Annotated in this window: 16 protein-coding genes; 7 read left to right on the forward strand and 9 right to left on the reverse strand. The window is 54.8% G+C overall.

What is annotated here, in order from left to right:
* Nucleotides 1-288 precede the first annotated feature (288 nt).
* Nucleotides 289-1,356, reverse strand: coding sequence for an IS5 family transposase (locus tag DPRO_RS11575; RefSeq protein WP_097010253.1), 1,068 nt, complete (start codon nt 1,354-1,356; stop codon nt 289-291).
* A 101-nt stretch (nt 1,357-1,457) separates the two neighbouring features.
* Here DPRO_RS11575 and DPRO_RS11580 point away from each other — a divergent pair, with 101 nt between their 5' ends.
* Together DPRO_RS11580 and DPRO_RS11585 are read left to right on the forward strand one after the other, a co-directional pair.
* Entirely contained in the window at nt 1,458-3,611 is a 2,154-nt protein-coding gene (locus DPRO_RS11580) for a methyl-accepting chemotaxis protein (protein ID WP_097012182.1), read from the forward strand.
* Nucleotides 3,612-3,719: 108 nt separating this feature from the next.
* Nucleotides 3,720-4,490 (forward strand): type III pantothenate kinase, encoded by a 771-nt coding sequence (locus tag DPRO_RS11585; RefSeq protein WP_097012183.1) that lies wholly within the window; start codon nt 3,720-3,722, stop codon nt 4,488-4,490.
* A gap of 103 nt (nt 4,491-4,593) precedes the next feature.
* Here DPRO_RS11585 and DPRO_RS11590 read toward each other — a convergent pair whose 3' ends face one another.
* A complete protein-coding gene (locus DPRO_RS11590; protein WP_097012184.1) occupies nt 4,594-6,573 on the reverse strand; it encodes a methyl-accepting chemotaxis protein in 1,980 nt (659 codons plus the stop codon).
* Between the two features lie 322 nt (nt 6,574-6,895).
* Here DPRO_RS11590 and eno point away from each other — a divergent pair, with 322 nt between their 5' ends.
* The 5 genes from eno (at nt 6,896) to DPRO_RS11615 (ending at nt 12,290) form a co-directional block, all read left to right on the forward strand.
* A complete protein-coding gene (gene eno, locus DPRO_RS11595; RefSeq protein ID WP_097012185.1) occupies nt 6,896-8,185 on the forward strand; it encodes a phosphopyruvate hydratase in 1,290 nt (429 codons plus the stop codon).
* A 363-nt stretch (nt 8,186-8,548) separates the two neighbouring features.
* Entirely contained in the window at nt 8,549-9,406 is an 858-nt protein-coding gene (folD, locus tag DPRO_RS11600) for a bifunctional methylenetetrahydrofolate dehydrogenase/methenyltetrahydrofolate cyclohydrolase FolD (protein ID WP_097013733.1), read from the forward strand.
* Nucleotides 9,407-9,726: 320 nt separating this feature from the next.
* Nucleotides 9,727-10,722: a glycosyltransferase family protein gene (locus DPRO_RS11605; protein WP_097012186.1), complete on the forward strand. Its 996-nt coding sequence runs from the start codon at nt 9,727-9,729 to the stop codon at nt 10,720-10,722.
* Between the two features lie 10 nt (nt 10,723-10,732).
* Nucleotides 10,733-11,557 carry a TatD family hydrolase gene (locus tag DPRO_RS11610; protein ID WP_097012187.1) on the forward strand — a complete coding sequence of 275 codons (825 nt, stop codon included), beginning with the start codon at nt 10,733-10,735 and terminating at the stop codon, nt 11,555-11,557.
* Nucleotides 11,558-11,639: 82 nt separating this feature from the next.
* Entirely contained in the window at nt 11,640-12,290 is a 651-nt protein-coding gene (locus tag DPRO_RS11615; RefSeq protein WP_097012874.1) for an IS1595 family transposase, read from the forward strand.
* Nucleotides 12,291-12,366: 76 nt separating this feature from the next.
* Here DPRO_RS11615 and DPRO_RS11620 read toward each other — a convergent pair whose 3' ends face one another.
* Genes DPRO_RS11620 through DPRO_RS11650 form a run of 7 tightly spaced genes read right to left on the reverse strand, consistent with a single transcriptional unit; the run spans nt 12,367 to nt 18,434 of the window.
* Nucleotides 12,367-12,798, reverse strand: a complete 432-nt coding sequence (locus DPRO_RS11620; protein ID WP_232005569.1) for a hypothetical protein — start codon at nt 12,796-12,798, stop codon at nt 12,367-12,369.
* Between the two features lie 19 nt (nt 12,799-12,817).
* Entirely contained in the window at nt 12,818-13,645 is an 828-nt protein-coding gene (locus tag DPRO_RS11625) for a protoheme IX farnesyltransferase (RefSeq protein ID WP_097012188.1), read from the reverse strand.
* Between the two features lie 3 nt (nt 13,646-13,648).
* A complete protein-coding gene (gene coxB, locus DPRO_RS11630) occupies nt 13,649-14,872 on the reverse strand; it encodes a cytochrome c oxidase subunit II (protein WP_097012189.1) in 1,224 nt (407 codons plus the stop codon).
* 3 nt (nt 14,873-14,875) lie between these two features.
* A complete protein-coding gene (locus tag DPRO_RS11635) occupies nt 14,876-15,175 on the reverse strand; it encodes a cytochrome C oxidase subunit IV family protein (RefSeq protein ID WP_097012190.1) in 300 nt (99 codons plus the stop codon).
* 14 nt (nt 15,176-15,189) lie between these two features.
* On the reverse strand, nt 15,190-15,789 hold the full coding sequence (locus tag DPRO_RS11640) for a cytochrome c oxidase subunit 3 family protein (RefSeq protein ID WP_097012191.1): 600 nt from the start codon (nt 15,787-15,789) through the stop codon (nt 15,190-15,192).
* Nucleotides 15,786-17,435, reverse strand: a complete 1,650-nt coding sequence (gene ctaD / locus DPRO_RS11645) for a cytochrome c oxidase subunit I (protein ID WP_097012192.1) — start codon at nt 17,433-17,435, stop codon at nt 15,786-15,788. Before ctaD ends, DPRO_RS11640 begins: the two co-directional genes overlap by 4 nt.
* Nucleotides 17,436-18,434 (reverse strand): SCO family protein, encoded by a 999-nt coding sequence (locus tag DPRO_RS11650; RefSeq protein ID WP_157917458.1) that lies wholly within the window; start codon nt 18,432-18,434, stop codon nt 17,436-17,438. It lies immediately after the preceding gene.
* Nucleotides 18,435-18,437 lie beyond the last annotated feature (3 nt).

Genomic DNA, 18,437 nt, shown 5'->3' on the forward strand with positions numbered 1-18,437 from the left:
AGTCCTATAGGATATTTGGCCCTCATGCACAACAGAGATCGACTGTACCAAAATAATAACCCGAATAATCAACTCGTAATTATAATAGGACTTTGTTGATTTACTGTGGTATGTGGTGATCTCGTGAAAGTCTTAATAAAAGGAGACCTCTGCGCATCCCCTTTTCGCGTCCGTGCCTTGCGCTCCGCACCCAATTTGATGTTCTGACCGCACCCCAGCTTGGGCTCATTCCCGGCCTTTTCCTGCCATTTCTGGCCGAAATGCCGGATTTTGGACGCACCTCTCCCTTCAGGCTCGCGCCAGTCGAACAGCTTTTTTCAAATTGAACGCCATGGCGAGGATGTGGAACTCTCCCTCCACCTTCTCACGACCCACGTATCGGGACCGAAAGAATGCGTAGCCACGTTTGAGTGTGCCGAAGGCCCGCTCGACTATTTGCCGAATGCTGCTGATGTCACGGTTGCGGGTCTTTTCGAAGTCTGTCAGCCTGCCGCCACGAGGCGTCTTGTCCATGGTTCCGTCCTCCAAATCGCGATCAAACAGAATGTCCCGGTTCTTCCCGCTGCAATAGCCCTTGTCCGCATAAACCCGTGCGCCGGGATCAAGGCCGACGCCATTCACGAGCCGCTCGAATTCGCCCGTGTCCGAATGGTTCGCGGGAGTGATGTGACCACAGAGCAGAAACCCGTCTCGACTGTCCGTCGCGGCATGGAGCTTGTAGCCGTAATAGGCCCGATTTCTCTTGCGGAGCCAGGCCGCCTCCTCGTCATCCGAATAGCTGACCCGGCAGTCCACCGGCCCATCCTGTTCTTCGGCGTCCTCGGAACGGTCCTCAGGCATCACGTCGATAACCTTGCGCGGCCGCCGCTGCGACTCGACTACCGAGGCGTCCACCACGGCTCCCTCACGGACAAGAAGCCCTTGTCCTTCAAGCTGGCGGTTAAGCATGTCGAGCAAGGAGTCCAGCACCTTCAGGCGGATCAAACCGTTACGGAAACGGCATATGGTGGTCTCGTCCGGCACGTCGTCCTCGATGGAAAAACCGGTAAATCTGACAAAGGAGAGCCGGTCGAGCAGCGCCTGCTCCACGCCCGGATCACTCAGGTTGTACCAACGCTGCAAGAGCAGAATCTTGAACATCGCCAGAGGCGGATAGGCGGGATTGCCCACGGCGTTGGCCTTGCGCCTGATCTTCTTGCACAGAAAGGCGTTGATGGGCTGCCAGTCGATGAGTTCGTTGATCTCATCCAGAAATGTGGTCTTGGTTCTGCGGTGCCCCAGGAAGTAATCACCCAACCGAGGTCCTTTCTGCCGAATAGCCATGCCTTCCTCCTTTGGATGGAGAAATAATAGCATAATAAATCAAATAGTTAAAGAGTAAAAGTGTGGGATTTGCCGTGCAGAGGTCTCAAAAGGGCAACCTGTTGACCTCCACTCTAAATTCAGGAGTACCGCTCATGAAAATAGGCCCAAAACTAACAACCCTCGGCGTATCGCTGGTCGGTTTAACGACCCTCGGCATACTCGCTATTCTATTTTGGCAGAGTTCCAACGTAGAATACACGCTGACCCAAAATTTTGATTCACAGGCTGAACATGAGATAGAGTTGGGAGTTTCAGATGCCAAAGCCATGCTTGCCACTCAGCACGCGACGCTTCAAAAGCAACTGGAAAACGATATGCGGGTGCTGGAAGATATTGTCCGACGCGGCGGCGGGCTGCAACTGATGGATGAACAGGTGGAATGGCAGGCTGTCAATCAGGTCAGCAAAGCGACAAGCACGGTTTCCCTGCCTAAAATGGCATTGGGAGACCAGTGGCTTGGTCAGAATGCCAGCGCGGACAAGCGTACCCCACTGGTTGATGATATCATGCAACTGACGGAAACGACCTGTACCGTCTTCCAGACAATGAACAGTCAGGGCGATTTGCTTCGTGTTGCCACCAATATTTTGAAAACCAACGGGCAGCGGGCTGTTGGCACATTTATCCCCAGTTCGAGCGTGGTTGCCCAGACCATCAAGTCCGGGAAGACGTTCCGTGGCACCGCCTACGTAGTCAATGCCTGGTACCTGACTCAGTACAAGCCGATCAAGGACGCTTCCGGCAAGGTCATCGGCTGTATCTACGTTGGCATCCTTCAGGAGGGTGTCAGCGAGCTGCGCGATGGTCTCAAGTCAGTTGTTTTGGGCCAATCCGGGTACCTGTCCGTTGTTGGCGGGTCCGGCAATACCCAGGGCGTCATCAAGATGCACAAGGACTCGACCAAGGAAGGATCCAGCGTCATGGATCAGGCCGATGGCGTTTACAAGACTCTGATCAATGAAGCCAAGGGGAACAGCGGCAAGCCGGTCTCCGGTCGAGCTGTCATCGAAGGGCAGGATGTGATTCTGACTGCCATCTACTTCGAGCCGTGGGACTGGGTCATCTTTGGTACAGCCTATGTGGAAGAATTCATGGCCGGTAAGCGGGCTGCAACTGCAGCATTGAATACTGCCAAGTACTGGTCGGCCGGTATTGGTCTGCTCATGGTTGTTCTTGGCGTGTTCGTGGCAATCTATTTTGCTCGAAACATGAGCCTGTCCATCAGCAACACCGTGTCGGTCATGTCGGCCATCAATGACGGTGATCTCGATGTGAAGCCCTTGTCCGTTCATGCCAAGGGCCCCCGTGACGAACTGGAAGAGCTGGGAGCTGCTGTGAACTCCATGTCTTCCAAGTTGCGCGAGGTTGTATCCAATGTTCAGGGTGCGGCGGAAAGTGTCACCCAGGGTAGTGGCGAGCTGGCGGCAACGTCGCAGTCACTCTCCGAAGGTGCCACCAATCAGGCCAGCTCTGTTGAGGAAGTCTCTGCTTCAATGGAAGAGGTGACCGCGAACATCGAGCAAAATACGGATAACGCCCGTCAGACGGAAAAGATCGCTCGACAGGCTGCCAGCGATGCCAAGCGTGGTGGCGAGTCCGTATCCAAGACCGTCGAAGCCATGCGGCAGATCGCCGACAAGATCGCGATAATCGAAGAGATCGCCCGTCAGACCAACCTGCTCGCCCTGAACGCGGCCATTGAGGCTGCCCGGGCCGGAGAGCACGGCAAGGGATTCGCGGTTGTTGCCGCCGAAGTCCGCAAGCTGGCCGAGCGAAGCGGTGTGGCTGCTGCCGAGATCAGCGAATTGTCTGCCAACAGTGTGGATATCGCCGAAGAAGCAGGCAAGATGCTTGAAAAGATGGTACCGGACATCATTCAGACCGCTGAACTGGTGCAGGAAATAGCCACCAGCAGTGATGAGCAGCAGTCTGGCTCCAACCAGATCAAGAATGCCATGCTCGAACTGGACCGCGTGGTGCAGCAGAACTCCGCTGAATCCGAAGAAGTGGCTGCTTCATCCGAAGAACTGGCCGGGCATGCCGGACTGTTGGAAGAGACAATCGGTTACTTCCGCCTGGGTAGTGGCGGCTCCAGAAGGTCACGATCTGCCTCCAAGGTGACTGTGTCCAAGCCTTCTCCCAAGTCGCTTCCAAGCAGACCTTCCACCCCTGCCCCCGCGCAGCAATCAAGCGGCGTGGCCTTGGATATGGGTGATGACAGTGATGACGAATTCGAAAAGTTCTGATCCTGTGATTGAAAAGTAATTGCTGAAATCAAGGCCCGTCTTTTAGTGAAAAGGCGGGCCTTGTCTTTTGTATCGAAAGGAGTAGAAACTCCCTGAAAGGAGATCGCCATGGGGTATGTATTACTTTTTGATGCCGGAAACACCAATACCAAAATCTGTCTGGCCGATGATCAGGGGCTGGGCGAAAGCTACACGCTGCCTACCCGTCCGGCCAATACCGCTGATGATTGGGGCTTGAAAATAGAGGCCATTCTGGCAAGGCAGGGCGTTTCGGCCGATGACGTGGAAGCATGTGCCATCTCCAGTGTCGTTCCCCCGCTCGATCCGCTTATCATGGACATGGCCCAGCGTTTTCTAGATTGCGAACCATACTTTGCCGGGCGAAATCTGCCCATCGACCTTGAAAATGAATATGCCAGACCCGAGCAGGTAGGAGCCGATATTCTGGTCGGTTGTCTTTCGGCTCGTCTGACCTATGAGCACCGAAATCTTATTGTTATCGATTTCGGCACCGCCACCACGCTGGCCTGCGTGCAGGGAACCGCATTCAAAGGCGGCCTGATCTGCCCGGGTATTCTCTCTTCCACCTCTGCTTTGTCCAGCGGTACGGCAAAGCTCCCCAAAGTCGATTTGGAGATCAAAAGCCCGGACCTTCACTGGGGAAAAAGCACGGAAGAGTGTCTTAACCAAGGGCTCGTTTTCGGTTTTGCGTCCATGGTTGATGGCCTCGTCGAAAAGCTCTCCGCACAAATGGACGATCCGTTTGTCGTTGCTACAGGCGGGTTGTCCCGCAATGTGGCCCAGGTCAGTGAGCGAATTGACGAGCTGCGCCCCGAGCTGGTCATGGAAGGATTGTGGATGGCTTATTACAACAGGTAGTTAGCTGATCGAGCCTGGCCGTATACGGCTCGACTGTCGATATATGGAGAACCCCGCCTTCCGAAGAAGACGGGGTTCTTTTTTTGGCGATGATGAGTTCTAGCTAGAAACGCTCGAAGTCTTCATCATCCATGTCCATGTCAATGCCGTGATTTTCGTTGACCTTCTTCGGCGGTGTGGTGGGCTTCTTCGGCCCGGATTGGGGCAGAGTCTGCTTGGGCGTCTGAAGGACCCGAACCGTTCTTTGCGGCAGTTCGGGCGAGTCTCCGTTGGTGCGGAAGAAGGACATGGTCTCTTCCAATTGTCTGGACTGACTGGAGAGCTCTTCACTGGTGGAGGCGACCTCTTCAGCGGCCGCGGCGTTCTGCTGAATGACCTGATCCAGCTGGGCGATGGCACTGTTCACCTGGCTTGCACCACTGTCCTGCTCACTGCTGGCCTGGGCTATTTCCTGCACCAGTTCAGCCGTCTTACGGATATTGGGCACCAGCGTTTCCAGCATGGTTCCGGCCTTTTCGGCTACGTGTACGGTGTTGGACGACAGCTCGCTGATTTCACCGGCAGCCTGTCCACTTCGTTCGGCGAGCTTGCGGACTTCAGCGGCGACAACCGCGAATCCCTTGCCGTGTTCACCGGCCCGGGCAGCCTCAATGGCCGCGTTCAGGGCGAGCAGATTGGTCTGGCGGGCGATCTCTTCGATGATCGAGATCTTTTCCGCGATGGAGTTCATGGCGACAACCGCTTCCTGAACTGCCTTGCCGCTCTCGTCAGCGTCCTTGGCGGCCTGGTTGGCGATTTCCTCGGTCTTGATGGAGTTACTGGAGTTCTGTGCGATGTTGGACGACATCTGTTCCATGGAGGACGAGATCTCTTCGATGGCTGCGGCCTGGTCGTTGGCGCCGTCGGAGAGAGCCGTTGCCGATGAGGAAAGCTCTTCGCTGCCATTGGCGACATTGGTGGAGCCGACACGAACGTCGCTGACGACGACTGTCAGTTGCTGCATCATGTTCTTCAGCGCCCTCGCCAGTTCGCCGATTTCATCCTTGCGGTTCAGATCATCCTGTTCAACATGTGTCGACAAGTCTCCCTTGGCAACATCCCCGGCGAAACGGACGGCGTTACCAAGCGGGCCGGTGATGGAGCGGGTGATGATGTAGGCCACGACGATACCGAGAACGACGGCAATGGCGCTGATCACTATGACGGAGATTTCAGTCTTGCGGTTGGCGGCTTCGAGTCGAGGACCTAGTTCATCCTGATCCTTGAGCACGGAGAGCTTCACATCTTCCACATCCTTGGCGATCTGCGGTCCGATGACATCGAGTCGATTGCTGATGATGTCGTTACGAGTGGTGATGACGTTGACGATCTTATCGAAAGTGGAAAAATAGGTGGATGTGGCTTCGTTCACTTCATTGATAAGTCGTCGCTGTTCGGGAGTTTCCAGGTAGATATCCAGGCGTTGCAGCTGCTTTTCGAGTGATGCACGCTCATCGGCCACAACCTTGACGATTTCAGGAGCGTTGGAAGTGAGAAACTTGTTGGCATTGAGGCGCGCCAGAAGCAGGTTGCGCATGACCATGCCTCCACGGTAGGCCATGTCCGAGTTCTCAGCACTGTTTGCTGTGGTCAGAACCTGTGTGAGACTCTGTTCGGCCCTGGCTCCGGCTTCATCAAGGGTTGCGACGAGCGCATTACGTTGATCACGGAGCTCCTGGACCCTGTTGAAATTATTGCCGTAGTCTCTGACACGTTCGTCTGCCTGATCTATCAATGCGGACCGTGATGGATTCTGGATATTCTGTTGGGCTTCGTCCATGAATCCGCGCATCTTGTCGAAATAGTCGTTGAACTGATCCAGATCCTTCTGGCTTCCGGTGATAATGAAGTCCTTCACGTTCATGCGCACCATGAGCATGTTGGCCTGTAGTTGGCCGCTTAGATTGGAGTCTCTTGCCAACTCTCTATATTGATTGAATCCTGAACTGGAATTTTCAAGGGACCAGTAGGCTACGGAAGCAAGTCCCAATAAAAGAACTACCAATGTGCCGAAGGACAATGTTAACTTCTTGGATAGTCTCATAGCGTTACCTTTCTTATGGTGTGGGCTCGGCTTTCACCGATAATTCGCCCGTTTAGTGTTGTTTCTAATTATGCAAGCAAGCAATTTATACATTCAGAAAATATTTGCAAGTAGTAATTATTATGATATTGTAGTCAGTTTATCTGATGCTATTATAAATCGGGCCTGGATGTGACGATCATGTGACAGTTGGGGCGGTTGAGGAAAATAACTGCCATTGGCATGATTCGCGTGTAGACAATTGAGTATCGTGGAAAATTCGTTTAGTGTTTTACGCGATTCAAATGATTGTCATTTTTACTACACATAGAAGGAGTAGATCATGAGTACCATTTCCGGCGTTTGGGCCCGTGAAATTCTTGATTCACGCGGTAACCCCACCGTAGAGGTAGAAGTCATCCTCGAATCCGGTGTTGTCGGCAGGGCTGCTGTGCCCTCCGGTGCATCCACCGGCTCCCGTGAAGCCTTGGAATTGCGGGATAAAGAAGAGCGGTATGGCGGTAAAGGTGTCATGACCGCAGTTGAAAACGTGCGCGGCGAAATTGCCGGTGCCGTTATCGGTATGGATTGCCTTCGTCAGGTAACCCTCGACAACCTGCTCATTGATCTGGACGGGACCGAAAACAAGGAACGACTTGGCGCCAATGCGCTGCTCGGTGTTTCCATGGCTGCGGCCCGTGCCGGTGCCCAGGTGCTTGGCTTGCCCTTGTACCAGTACCTTGGCGGCACCAATGCCAAGCTTTTGCCCGTGCCCCTCATGAACATCATCAATGGTGGCGAACACGCTCCCAACAACCTGGATATCCAGGAGTTCATGATCATGCCTGTTGGCGCGGAGACCTTTGCCGAGGCCCTTCGCATGGGTGCTGAGGTTTTCCATAAGCTCAAATCCATCCTTGCCAAGGACGGTCATGTCACCAGCGTAGGCGACGAAGGCGGATTCGCTCCTAACCTGAAGTCCCACGCCGAGGCATTCGAGTACATCACTCGCGCTGTTGAAGGCGCAGGGTATGAGCCGGGCAAGGAAATTTGCTACGCCATTGATGCAGCTGCTTCCGAATTCTACAAGAACGGCAAGTACGTGCTCGCTGGTGAGGACAAGACCCTGACCTCTGCTGAGTTGGTCGATTTCTACGACGATCTCGCCAGCCAGTTCCCGTTGGTCTCCATCGAAGACGGCCTGGCCGAGTCCGACTGGGACGGCTTTGCCCTGCAGACGGAAAAAATGGGCGACCGCATCCAGTTGGTGGGCGACGACCTGTTCGTTACCAACCCCGACATCCTTGCCGATGGCATCGACCAGGGTGTGTGCAACTCCATCCTGATCAAGCTGAACCAGATCGGTACCGTGACCGAGACTCTCGACACCATCGAACTGGCCAAGACCGCAGGTTACACCAACGTGGTTTCCCACCGCTCCGGTGAGACCGGCGATCACTTCATCGCCGACCTGTCCGTTGCCGTGAATGCAGGACAGATCAAGACCGGTTCGCTCTGCCGTTCCGATCGTTTGGAAAAGTACAACCAGCTTCTTCGCATTGAGGAAGAGCTCGACGACGATGGCATCTACTACGGTCCCATCCTCGGCGGCAGCTTCTTCGAAGAAGAGTAGGCGTGCATATGAACGGGAGAGATGGATATGGTCTCTCCCGACATGCTCATCTGGGTAGCCCGCTTCCATTTTAGGATGCGTGAAGACTGAGTTGAAGCATGATAATTGGGAAATATCCTTATAAGGACAGTCCGTGCGGCTTGCATTGGCTGTCCTTTTTTTCTAAGGAAGCGAGCAGCGCACGGGTGTATTGAGCTGTGTTGGTGCTTTGAAATATTTTTCGGACATGGAACGAGGCGGCAGATTTTTTTATAGTCGGCGCAACCGTCGCGAGGCGTTCTATGTTTCAGGGAAAAGAAGACGGAATCGCATGCGCTGCCTGTGGATGGGCAGATGTGGGATTCCAAGTCGCTGGAGGCGAAAATGATTCTGCTAGACGGTAAGGAAACAGCCGCGGAAATCCGGGCTGAGATCAGAGAGGAAGTGGACGCTCTTGAGGGTAAATTCGGGCGTAAGCCCGGCTTGGCTGTCGTACTGGTGGGTGAAGACCCGGCCAGCCAGGTCTATGTTCGCAATAAGGAGCGGGCCTGCGAGGATTGCGGCATCAAGTCTATCCCCTACCGTCTGGAGTCGGCCAGCCAGCACGAGCTGGAAGGGTTGATTCAGGAATTGAATCGCGATGTGAATGTGGACGGTATCCTTGTTCAGTTGCCGCTTCCCAAAGGATTAGACTCCCAGAAAATTCTCGACCTCATCGATCCTGATAAGGATGTGGACGGCTTCCATCCGGTGAACGTGGGCAAGATGTCCCTCGGCCTGCCCGGGTTCAAACCGTGTACGCCTGCCGGTGTCATCAACCTGTTGCAGCGTTACGATATCGACCCAGCCTGTAAGAAGGCCGTTGTCATTGGTCGTTCCAATATCGTGGGCAAGCCGCTGGCCATGATGCTTTCCCAGTCCGGTCCGTGCGCCAATGCCACCGTGACCCTGTGTCACTCCCGTACGGCAGACCTCAAAGCAGAATGTCTTGAGGCCGATTTCATCTTCGCTGCCATCGGCATGCCCAACTTCGTGACCGCCGATATGGTCAAGGAAGGGGCTGTTGTTGTTGATGTCGGCATCAACCGCACCGATGAAGGGCTGGCCGGAGACTGTGACTTTGAAGGTCTCAAGGACAAGGTCCATGCCATTACTCCGGTTCCGGGCGGCGTTGGCCCGATGACCATTGCGCAGTTGATGGTCAATACCCTTGAAGCGTTCAAGCTGCACGTCGGCGCATAAGTAGCCATACTTTTTGGTAATAATGCAGAGCGGCTCTCCTGAATGGGGGAGCCGCTTTTTTTTGGGACAGCATTTTATTTCACATAATCACAGCAGATTCGTAACCTTGATGCGTGTGTGAGCGTATATACAGTAAGAACGGGGCATCGGCTCCAATCCCATAGTCAGCGGGGTGGGACCTCCCCCAAGCCCTCCCGCCCCGCTCCCAAATTCCGTAAGAGGAGTTGGCACACAGCGCGCTGGATTACCGACTCTTTTGTGCATGTTATATAGGCGTACCCTTGCAAAAGGGTGGCGAGTGTGGTTTCACTTGTCTTGTTATGATCACATATATCTTTTTGCCCCCAGTCAAAAAACCCACCGGCGGTGTCACCGTTCTTCGGCAGATCGCTGACATCCTGCATCAGGGAGGGCATGAGGCCCGACTTGTTGTCAGGGATAATTCGGGTTGGCGACCGGAAGGACTGGCCGATACCGCGCCGGTTATCCAGTGGGCCGACATGCGCTTGACCGGCGATGACCTGTGGCTCGTACCCGAAGGGTGGGTCAATGCCCTCATGCCAGGGCTGGAAGCGCGTGCCACCTGCTTGAGCTACGTGCAGAACTGGGCGTACCTCTTCTCCTCGCTTCCGGATGGCGCTGATTGGCATACGTTGCCGGTGGAGTTTCTGGCGGTCTCGGACCCGGTCTCATTTTTCGTCAAGCAGTCCACATGCAAAGACGCGCCCGTCCTGCGCCCCGGCATTGATCGCTCTATTTTTCATGCACCGGAACAAAAGCCGGATAATGTGATCTCCATTGCCTACATGCCGCGCAAGAACAAGGCCATGGTCGCACAGATCAAGTCCATCTTTGAACATTCCTGTGGCGGATTCGATGCCAAAGGTGTCCGCTGGGTACCCATTGAAGGGATGGATACGTACGAGGTGGCCGAAACACTTCGTGCGTCCCACATTTTTCTGGCGTCCGGCTATCCTGAGGGATGTCCGTTACCGCCCCTTGAGGCCATGGCGTGCGGTTGTCTTCCCGTCGGCTTCTCCGGCTTCGGGGGATGGGATTACATGCGACAGGGACAGATGATGCCGCGCTTTACGCCGTGGTGGCCTCTGCGTGATGTTCCCTGGACTGGAAACGGTTTCTGGTGTGCCGATGGCGATGCCCTTGATGCTGCGTTGTGCCTGACCGAGGCCGTGGAGTTGATCAACAGCGGTGGACCCGCCCTTGACTCTCTGCTCAAGGCAGGGCAGGAAACCGCCATTGCATACGATACCGAAGAACAACGCAAAGCAGTCCTTGAACTGTGGAACGCACTGTGAGCCGATACTAATGGGAAAAAAGAAGCCCCGCCTCGAACCCGAGGCCCTGGAATTGCCCCTGGGGGGCGTGGATTCGCACGCCCATCTTGATCTGGAAGATTTTGACGAAGACCGCGAAGCGATGATCGCTCGCGCTGCCGCCTGTGGTGTGGAGCAGATCATCAATGTGTTCCTCGGCCCTGATGCCTACGAGCGTAACAAGGGGATGTTCGATGCGCACCCGCAGATTTCCTTTCTGCTCGGGGTCCATCCCAATAACGCCGATACCCTGACAGACGAAGTCCTTGAACGGATGCGCCGCCATTTCACCGAAGATGATCGCCTCAAAGGCGTGGGTGAAATTGGTCTCGACTATTATTGGGACAGGGTGCCGCATGAGGTCCAGAAAACAGCGTTTATCAAACAGCTTGATCTGGCGCGGGAACTGGAAATGCCGGTCATCATCCACTCTCGCGACGCCAATGCCGATTGTATCGCCATTCTTGAGGAACAGGGGTTCAAGGATTATCCGGTGCTGTGGCATTGCTTCGGGTCCGGCCTGGAGCTGGCCCAGCCTGTCATCGACAATGGCTGGTATGTCTCGATTCCCGGTCCGGTCACATTTCGCAAAACAGATGATTTGCAGGCGGCCGTAGCCCGTATCCCCTTTGATCGACTGCTGATTGAAACGGATTGCCCGTTCCTCGCCCCTGAACCGTGGCGCGGCAAGCGGAACCACCCTGCATTGGTCGGATTCACTGCTAAGCGCATTGCTGAAATCAAGGGACGCCCTGTGGCTGATCTATGGAAGATGACCGGAGATAATGCGCGGCGCTTCTTTGGCTTGAACGATTGATTCAAGCATGGAAGTCAAGTTTTTCTCAGCGAATAAAAAACGGGGCTGTACCAGATAACTCCTTTGGGTTATCGGTATGGCAATGCGAAAAAGTCGTTTGAGCAAGGACAAGCAGCTTCGTTTAATCGAACATTTTGTGGCTGGCACGACAGCTCGTTGCGCTGCCGATCTGGTTGGTGTGAACGTCAAAACAGCCGCCTATTACTTTCACCGGCTCCGGGAAATCATAGCGGTAGAAGAGTCCTGTGAAGGGATGGATTTTGGCGAATTTGAGGTCGATGAGAGCTACTTCGGTGGCAAGCGAAAGGGCAAAAGAGGACGTGGGGCGGCTGGTAAGGTTCCTGTTTTTGGAATCCTTAAAAGGGGCGGGAAGGTCTATACACAGGTGATTCCTGATGCGAAAGGTAAAACCTTGCTTCCCATTATTCAGGAAAGAATCCAGCCAGACAGTGTGGTTTACTCGGACTGCTGGTATGGCTACAATGTCCTTGATGTGTCAGCGTTCAAACACTTCCGAATCAACCACTCGAAGCTGTTTGCAGATAGCCACAACCACATCAATGGAATCGAGAATTTTTGGAACCAGGCCAAACGCCATATGAGGAAATTCAACGGCATTCCAACCAAGCATTTTTCTCTGTTTTTAAAGGAATGCGAGTGGCGTTTTAATAACAGCAATCCGCGAAGCCAGTTTAAACAACTGAAACAGTGGGTTAGAAGACATATGGGCTAGTTATCTGGTACAGCCCCTAAAAAACGCCCTGTCGAGTGATCGGCAGGGCGTTTTGCTGTTTAGTGGATGACAGCGACTAATGCAGAAGGAATAGGTTGATGACTTCAATGGCGGTATAGCTCTGGTAACAGGCCATAAGGAACAGCAGCACATTGCAGGAGCCATGGAAGAGAGCAAGGTTGGCCCGTTTACCCTTGGGCTTTTCCAGAATAAGGCCGGATATAAGGGCTGCGACTATTACCGGAAGCATGAGTACGCCGACAGTGAAATGCCCGCCCGTCAGATCAATGGACCCCCAGGCGTAATACGCCATATACAGGCCGAGACAGGCGCCAAAGGCCCATAGGCCATGAACGACCTTGCCCAGCAGCACGTGGCGTTTCCAATTGAAAGGACAGCGCACCTTCAGGTGCTGGAAGCGAAAGCGTTGAATGCCAAGGTACAAAACGTATACGGCAAGGATCATGGCAACGGATTGAATCAGGGGGTGTACCCACATCAGCAGCATATCGTAATATCCTCGTTTATCACAGCGTATTTGCCAGCACGGCCGCAAGGGTCAGCGGCAGCGAGGCGTATATGGTCATGGCGGCACGGCGATTGTGCTCGCGCGCCACGGAAAACAGGGTCCAGCCGCCCATGAACAACAATCCGGGCGGCATCAGCCAATGGACAGAGGCCATGACGTTCATAACCGCAAGATAGCCCAGAGCCAGGAAGTATGCCGCAACCCACAGGGCAAGCAGCGGTTTGTAGAACGCTTTTGGCAGGCGTTTGCCAAGAGTGGCGAAACCGGCACGCTCGTAGTCTTCGCGATGCTTTTCCTGCAACAGCCAGAAGTGGGGTACCTGCCACAGGTAGAAGACAACGGTTACGCCGACGATTGCCGGAGCGGTCATGCTACCGCCAGCTCCCATCCATCCGGTCAACGGAGGTAGAGCACCACTTACACCGCCCACCAGAAGCGCCATGGGGGTGATGGGTTTGAGGGGCGTATACATGCCGTTGTAAATGACAGGTACGGCCAGACCGAGCAGAAGAAGCGGCCAGCCTCCGGTTAACGAGAACAGAACAAGGCCGGATATCATGAGCACGAGTGAAACAAGCAAGGCATGATCCACAGACAATGCGCCACTGGCAACGGGGCGATGTCTGGTTCGATCCATCCGCGCATCATACGCCCGTTCCTGTATCTGATTGAGAGCGGAACTTCCTGCGCAAAGGAGCCCGGCACCAATGGCCGTTGCTACGCCGTCGATCACGTTCGGCCCGCCGTAAAACAGCGCGCCAAACAGTGAACCGGCAGTAACCGCGAGACTGACGCGATACCGCATGAGATCAACGTATCGCTTCACTGACTATTGCTCCTCCCCCAGGGACTTGATCAGGGACACCAGCTTGTCCATGGATTCGTCATCCAGATAATCGTAGGAAGGCATGGTGTCGTCATAGCCATCGCGAACAAACATGGAAGGATTCTTGATGGATTGACGAATATATGCTTCGTCAGCAATCAATGTCGTTTCCTTGTCGTAGCGCGTTGCTTTGATTTCGGAACCGAACAAGCCCTTGAATGAGGTGGCAATGCCCGTTTCGGAACCATCAGCCGAGTGACATGTCAGGCAGCCTTCGATCTCAGCCACTTCCATGCCGGGGTGGGGTGCGGAAGATTCCGCTTTGCCAAGCATGTAATCGATGATGGCATTCAGATCTTCCTCACTGAACTCCCCTTCGTAGGAGGGCATGTCATCATACCACCCGTCGACCAGTTCAGCTCCGGGCTGAAGAATAGCTTTGCGCAAATACTCTTCGTCCACAGTAACAGTTTTCTTTTCGCCGCCGGGTATGATGATCAATCGTTCCGCACCGGCAATGTCGTTGAGATGCGGGGCGATGTCGTCGGAACCGTCCATGGCGTGGCAGTCGAAACAGCCGGTTTCTTCCATGAGTACCAGTCCGCGGGGTTTGCCGCCGTCGTCCGGCTTCTTCTCAAGCCAGGCCTGGAATTCGTCATCGGGTAGCACATGGAGCAGTGTGATCATGTCCGCATGCTTCAACCCGCAGTATTCCGCGCAGAAAATGTCATATTGACCAAGGGTGTCGGATTGAATCCAGGCATCGGTGTCGATGCCCGGCACCATATCCCATTTGACACGCATGGCCGGGACGTAAAAGGAGTGAATGACATCACGGGCCGACAACTCCAGTTTGATGGGTGTGTCTATGGGGATATACAATTCATCGCTGGTCCGTCCGTTCTCATAGGTGAACTTCCAGGACCACATGCGTCCTTCGGCTTTCACGATCATGGCCCCGTCCGGAATGGTCCGCATGGCCTTGAACGAGGTCCAGCCGGTCCAGAACAAACCAAGCACGATGAGCGTCGGCAGGCCGGTCCAGATGATTTCTGCCCAGACATTGCCGTGAATCTGTGCGGCATCCGGGTGGCGTTTATGGTTGTACCGGTAAAGGAACCACAACATGCACAGGGTGACCACCACGAGGATGAACACCGAGAAACCGAGAATGGCCAGAAAAGCCTGATCAACATCTTTGGCTGCGGAGAATATTTGTGGATACATAGACTACCCCAACGGCCTGTATACAGTGTCGAAGAACGTGAGTCCTATGAAGATGGCGAGGATGATGAAACATATCAGCACCATCAGTTTGAACGTCAGGTTCTCGTATTTCAGATGCATGAAGAAAAACGTGACCAGAGCCGCCTTGGTCGAAGCGATGGTCATGGCCAGAGCCACATTGAGAAATCCAAGATCGATTTCCGCCGCATAGACGGTGACCGCTGTGAGGACCAGCAGGCAGCACCATATGATGACGAACAGCTTGTAGCCGGGCCCGTGGTGGGCATGTGTATCAGTATTCATATGCGTCCTCCCCGCTAGGCTATAAGGTAGTAGAGCGGGAACAGGTAAATCCAGATCAGGTCAACGAGGTGCCAGTACAGGCCGCCGTTTTCCAGGGCCACGTTGTATTCCGGGTTGCAGTGCCCTTTTTCTATGAGCCAGTAGACCCACGTGAGCGCCCCCATACCGATGATGATGTGCAGCCCGTGCAACCCCGTCATGATGTAGTAGAGGTTGAAGAAGGCTTGCAGGCCCGGATCAAAGGCAGCCATTTCAGCTCCACCGGGATAGATGCCGTGGTGGATCTTGGCTCCCCACTCAAAGTACTTGTCCACAAGGAAAACTGCGGCCAGAACCAGAGTTATGATGAGGAATATCTTGGCTCGTTTCGTTTCACCTTTCTGCAGGGCGACCACGGCGAGGGCGACCGAGAGTGACGAGGTGATCAGTACCACGGTGTTGAGGGTTCCCATGGTCAGATCGAGCATCTTGCCCCCAGCATGGAATTCATCCGGGAATCGTTGCAGTGTCACGGCATAGAGGACGAACAGGCCGCCAAAGAGCAGTATTTCTGTAAACAGGAACAGCCACATGCCCATTTTTGCGCCCAGAGCGTCTTTGGGATGTTCACTCATGTGTCAGCCTCCACGGTTCGCTTGGCATGTTCTTCATCAATGGTGATTCCCTCGTATTCATAGGGACCATGGGTGACCACGGGGTCTTCATCGAAGTTGTGCGTGGGCGGCGGGGAGGGGAGAGTCCACTCCAGTGTTGCTGCCCCCCATGGGTTGATTCCGGTTGGTCTGCCCCTGGTGCGGGATCTCCAGAGATTCCAGAACATGAGAATCAAACCGGCAAAGGTAATCCATGATCCGTAGGTCGAGAGCTGATGGAGGTCCGTGTACTGCGGCAGGTAGTCGTAGTAACGGCGCGGCATTCCGGCCAGACCGAGCAGGTACATGGGGAAGTACAGCCCGTTGATGCCGATGACGATGATCAGCGCGGCCCATGTCGCCAGCTTCTTGTCGTACATGCGCCCGTAAATCTTGGGGAACCAGTAGTGCATGGAGGCGAAAAGGCCCATGCCGGTTCCACCGAATATGACATAGTGGAAATGGCCGACAACGAAGTAGGTGTCGTGCACGTGCATGTCGGTTCCTGCCGAGCCGAGGACCAGGCCGGTGATACCGCCCATGGCGAAGAGGAAGATGAATCCCAGCGCATAAATAAGCGGGGGTTCCGGGCGAATCGCTCCTTTATACATTGTTGAAAGCCAGTTGAAGACTTTGACAGCCGATGGCACGGCCACAATGAAGGTCAGGAATGAGAAGACCATGACCGCGGTATCGGACATGCCGGATACGAACATGTGGTGCGCCCAGACGAGGGAACCGGCAAACGCGATGGCCAGCGATGAGCCGACAATGGTTTTGTAGCCGAAGATCGGCTTTCGGCAGAACACGGGGATGATGTCGGAGACAACGCCCATGGCCGGAAGGATCATGATGTACACGGCCGGGTGCGAGTAGATCCAGAACAGGTGCTGGTAGAGAATCGGATCGCCGCCGCGGGCCGGGTCGAAAATCCCCATGCCGAGCAGTCGCTCAACCGCGATAAGGAGCACGGTGATGGAGAGGATCGGCGTGGCGAGCACCTGAATCCAGGCTGTGGCGTACAAAGCCCAGGCAAAGAGGGTCAACCGTGTCCAGCGCAGGCCCGGAGCGCGCAGGCGGTGGATGGTGACGATGAAGTTGAGTCCGGTCAGGATGGAGGAGAAGCCGAGAATGAAGACGCCCATGACAGCGACGGAAACATTGGTGGTGGAGATGGCTGAGAACGGGACATAAAAGGTCCAGCCCGTATCCGGTGGCCCTCCCCCGGTGAACAGCGATGTGAGCGCTACGGCCCCACCGATGAGATAGAGCCAGTAGGAGAACATGTTCAGCTTGGGAAAGGCGACGTCTTCGGCCCCCAGTTGCAGCGGGAGGAATATGTTCCCGAATGCGGCGGGGATGGACGGAATGACCACGAGGAAGATCATGATCACACCATGCAGGGTGAAGACGGCGTTGTACGCCTGCTGGGACATGATTGTCTCGCCGGGCGAGAAGAGTTCCAGCCTGATGGCAAGCCCCAGGAGAAGACCGACCACGAAGAATCCGAGAATGGTCCACAGGTAGAGCATCCCGATGCGTTTGTGGTCGATGGTGAAGAACCACTCCATGAACCAGGAGCCGCCCTTCGAAGCAAAGAAACCTTTGTCTGCGGCAGCGTCAGCCATTTAGTTCGCCTTTTTTCCCTTATGCTTGCGTCCGGAGAGGACTAGGTAAAGAATGAAGATGCCGATGAATCCGAAAATGGCGAAGCCGGATACGCGCAAGATGGAAAAGACGTACCGCCGCCCCTCGGGATCGTAGTTGTAGCAGAATGACAGCATCCGTTTGATGGACAGTCCTTCCTTGCCTGTTGCAGCTTCGGCTCCGGCCATGGTGATGTCGAAGGGCAGGAAGGAGCTTCCGTACAGGTAGCGAACCACCTTGCCGCCCGGCGCGATGGCCACGACAGCCACGGGATGGGCATAGAGCCCGCCTTCGCGTTTGACGGTGTAGCCGATGGAATGCAGCCATTTGTTGACCGATTGAACATCGCCTTCAGCGGAGAGGAAACTCCAGTGCTCGGCGGGGTAACCGCCCTGGGTGGCAGCAATATACGTGCGCTTGGCCCGGGCTGCGTCCTTGCGGTTTTCGCGAGGATCGAAGCTGATGGAAACCACCTGGATTTCCTGGCCGGGTTTCAGTGCAACATCGGGAAGGATTTCAGCAAAGGAACCCTGCAGCATGTTGCAGACATCCGGACAGCGGTAATAGATGGGGATCATGATGGTGGGGATGTCCTTGGTCAACTCGCGAAGGTTCACGTTGTTGCCCTGCGAATCAACGAAGTTGACGTCGGCAAGGATGCTGCCGAGTTTCTCTTCGATCCCTACTTCCTGGCCCGCTTCTTCCATCATGGCTTCATGGTCATGCTCGGCGCTGTCCATGTTCGCATGGTCTTCGTCGCTCATGTCCATGTTGCCATGGTTGTGGTCGGTGGTGTTCATGTCCATGGAGGAGTGATCCATGGTACCTTCGGCCTTGTTCACTTCATGCCCTGCATCTTCCATGGATGCAGCCCCATGCTGGGCGTGATCCATTTCCTTATCCTGCATGGCGTGAACAGGGACGGACAGGAGGGCGATCGCAATGATCGCCCCCGAAAGATGGCGCATGAATGTGCTCATGAT

Source organism: Pseudodesulfovibrio profundus, from assembly GCF_900217235.1.
Lineage (GTDB): Bacteria > Desulfobacterota > Desulfovibrionia > Desulfovibrionales > Desulfovibrionaceae > Pseudodesulfovibrio > Pseudodesulfovibrio profundus.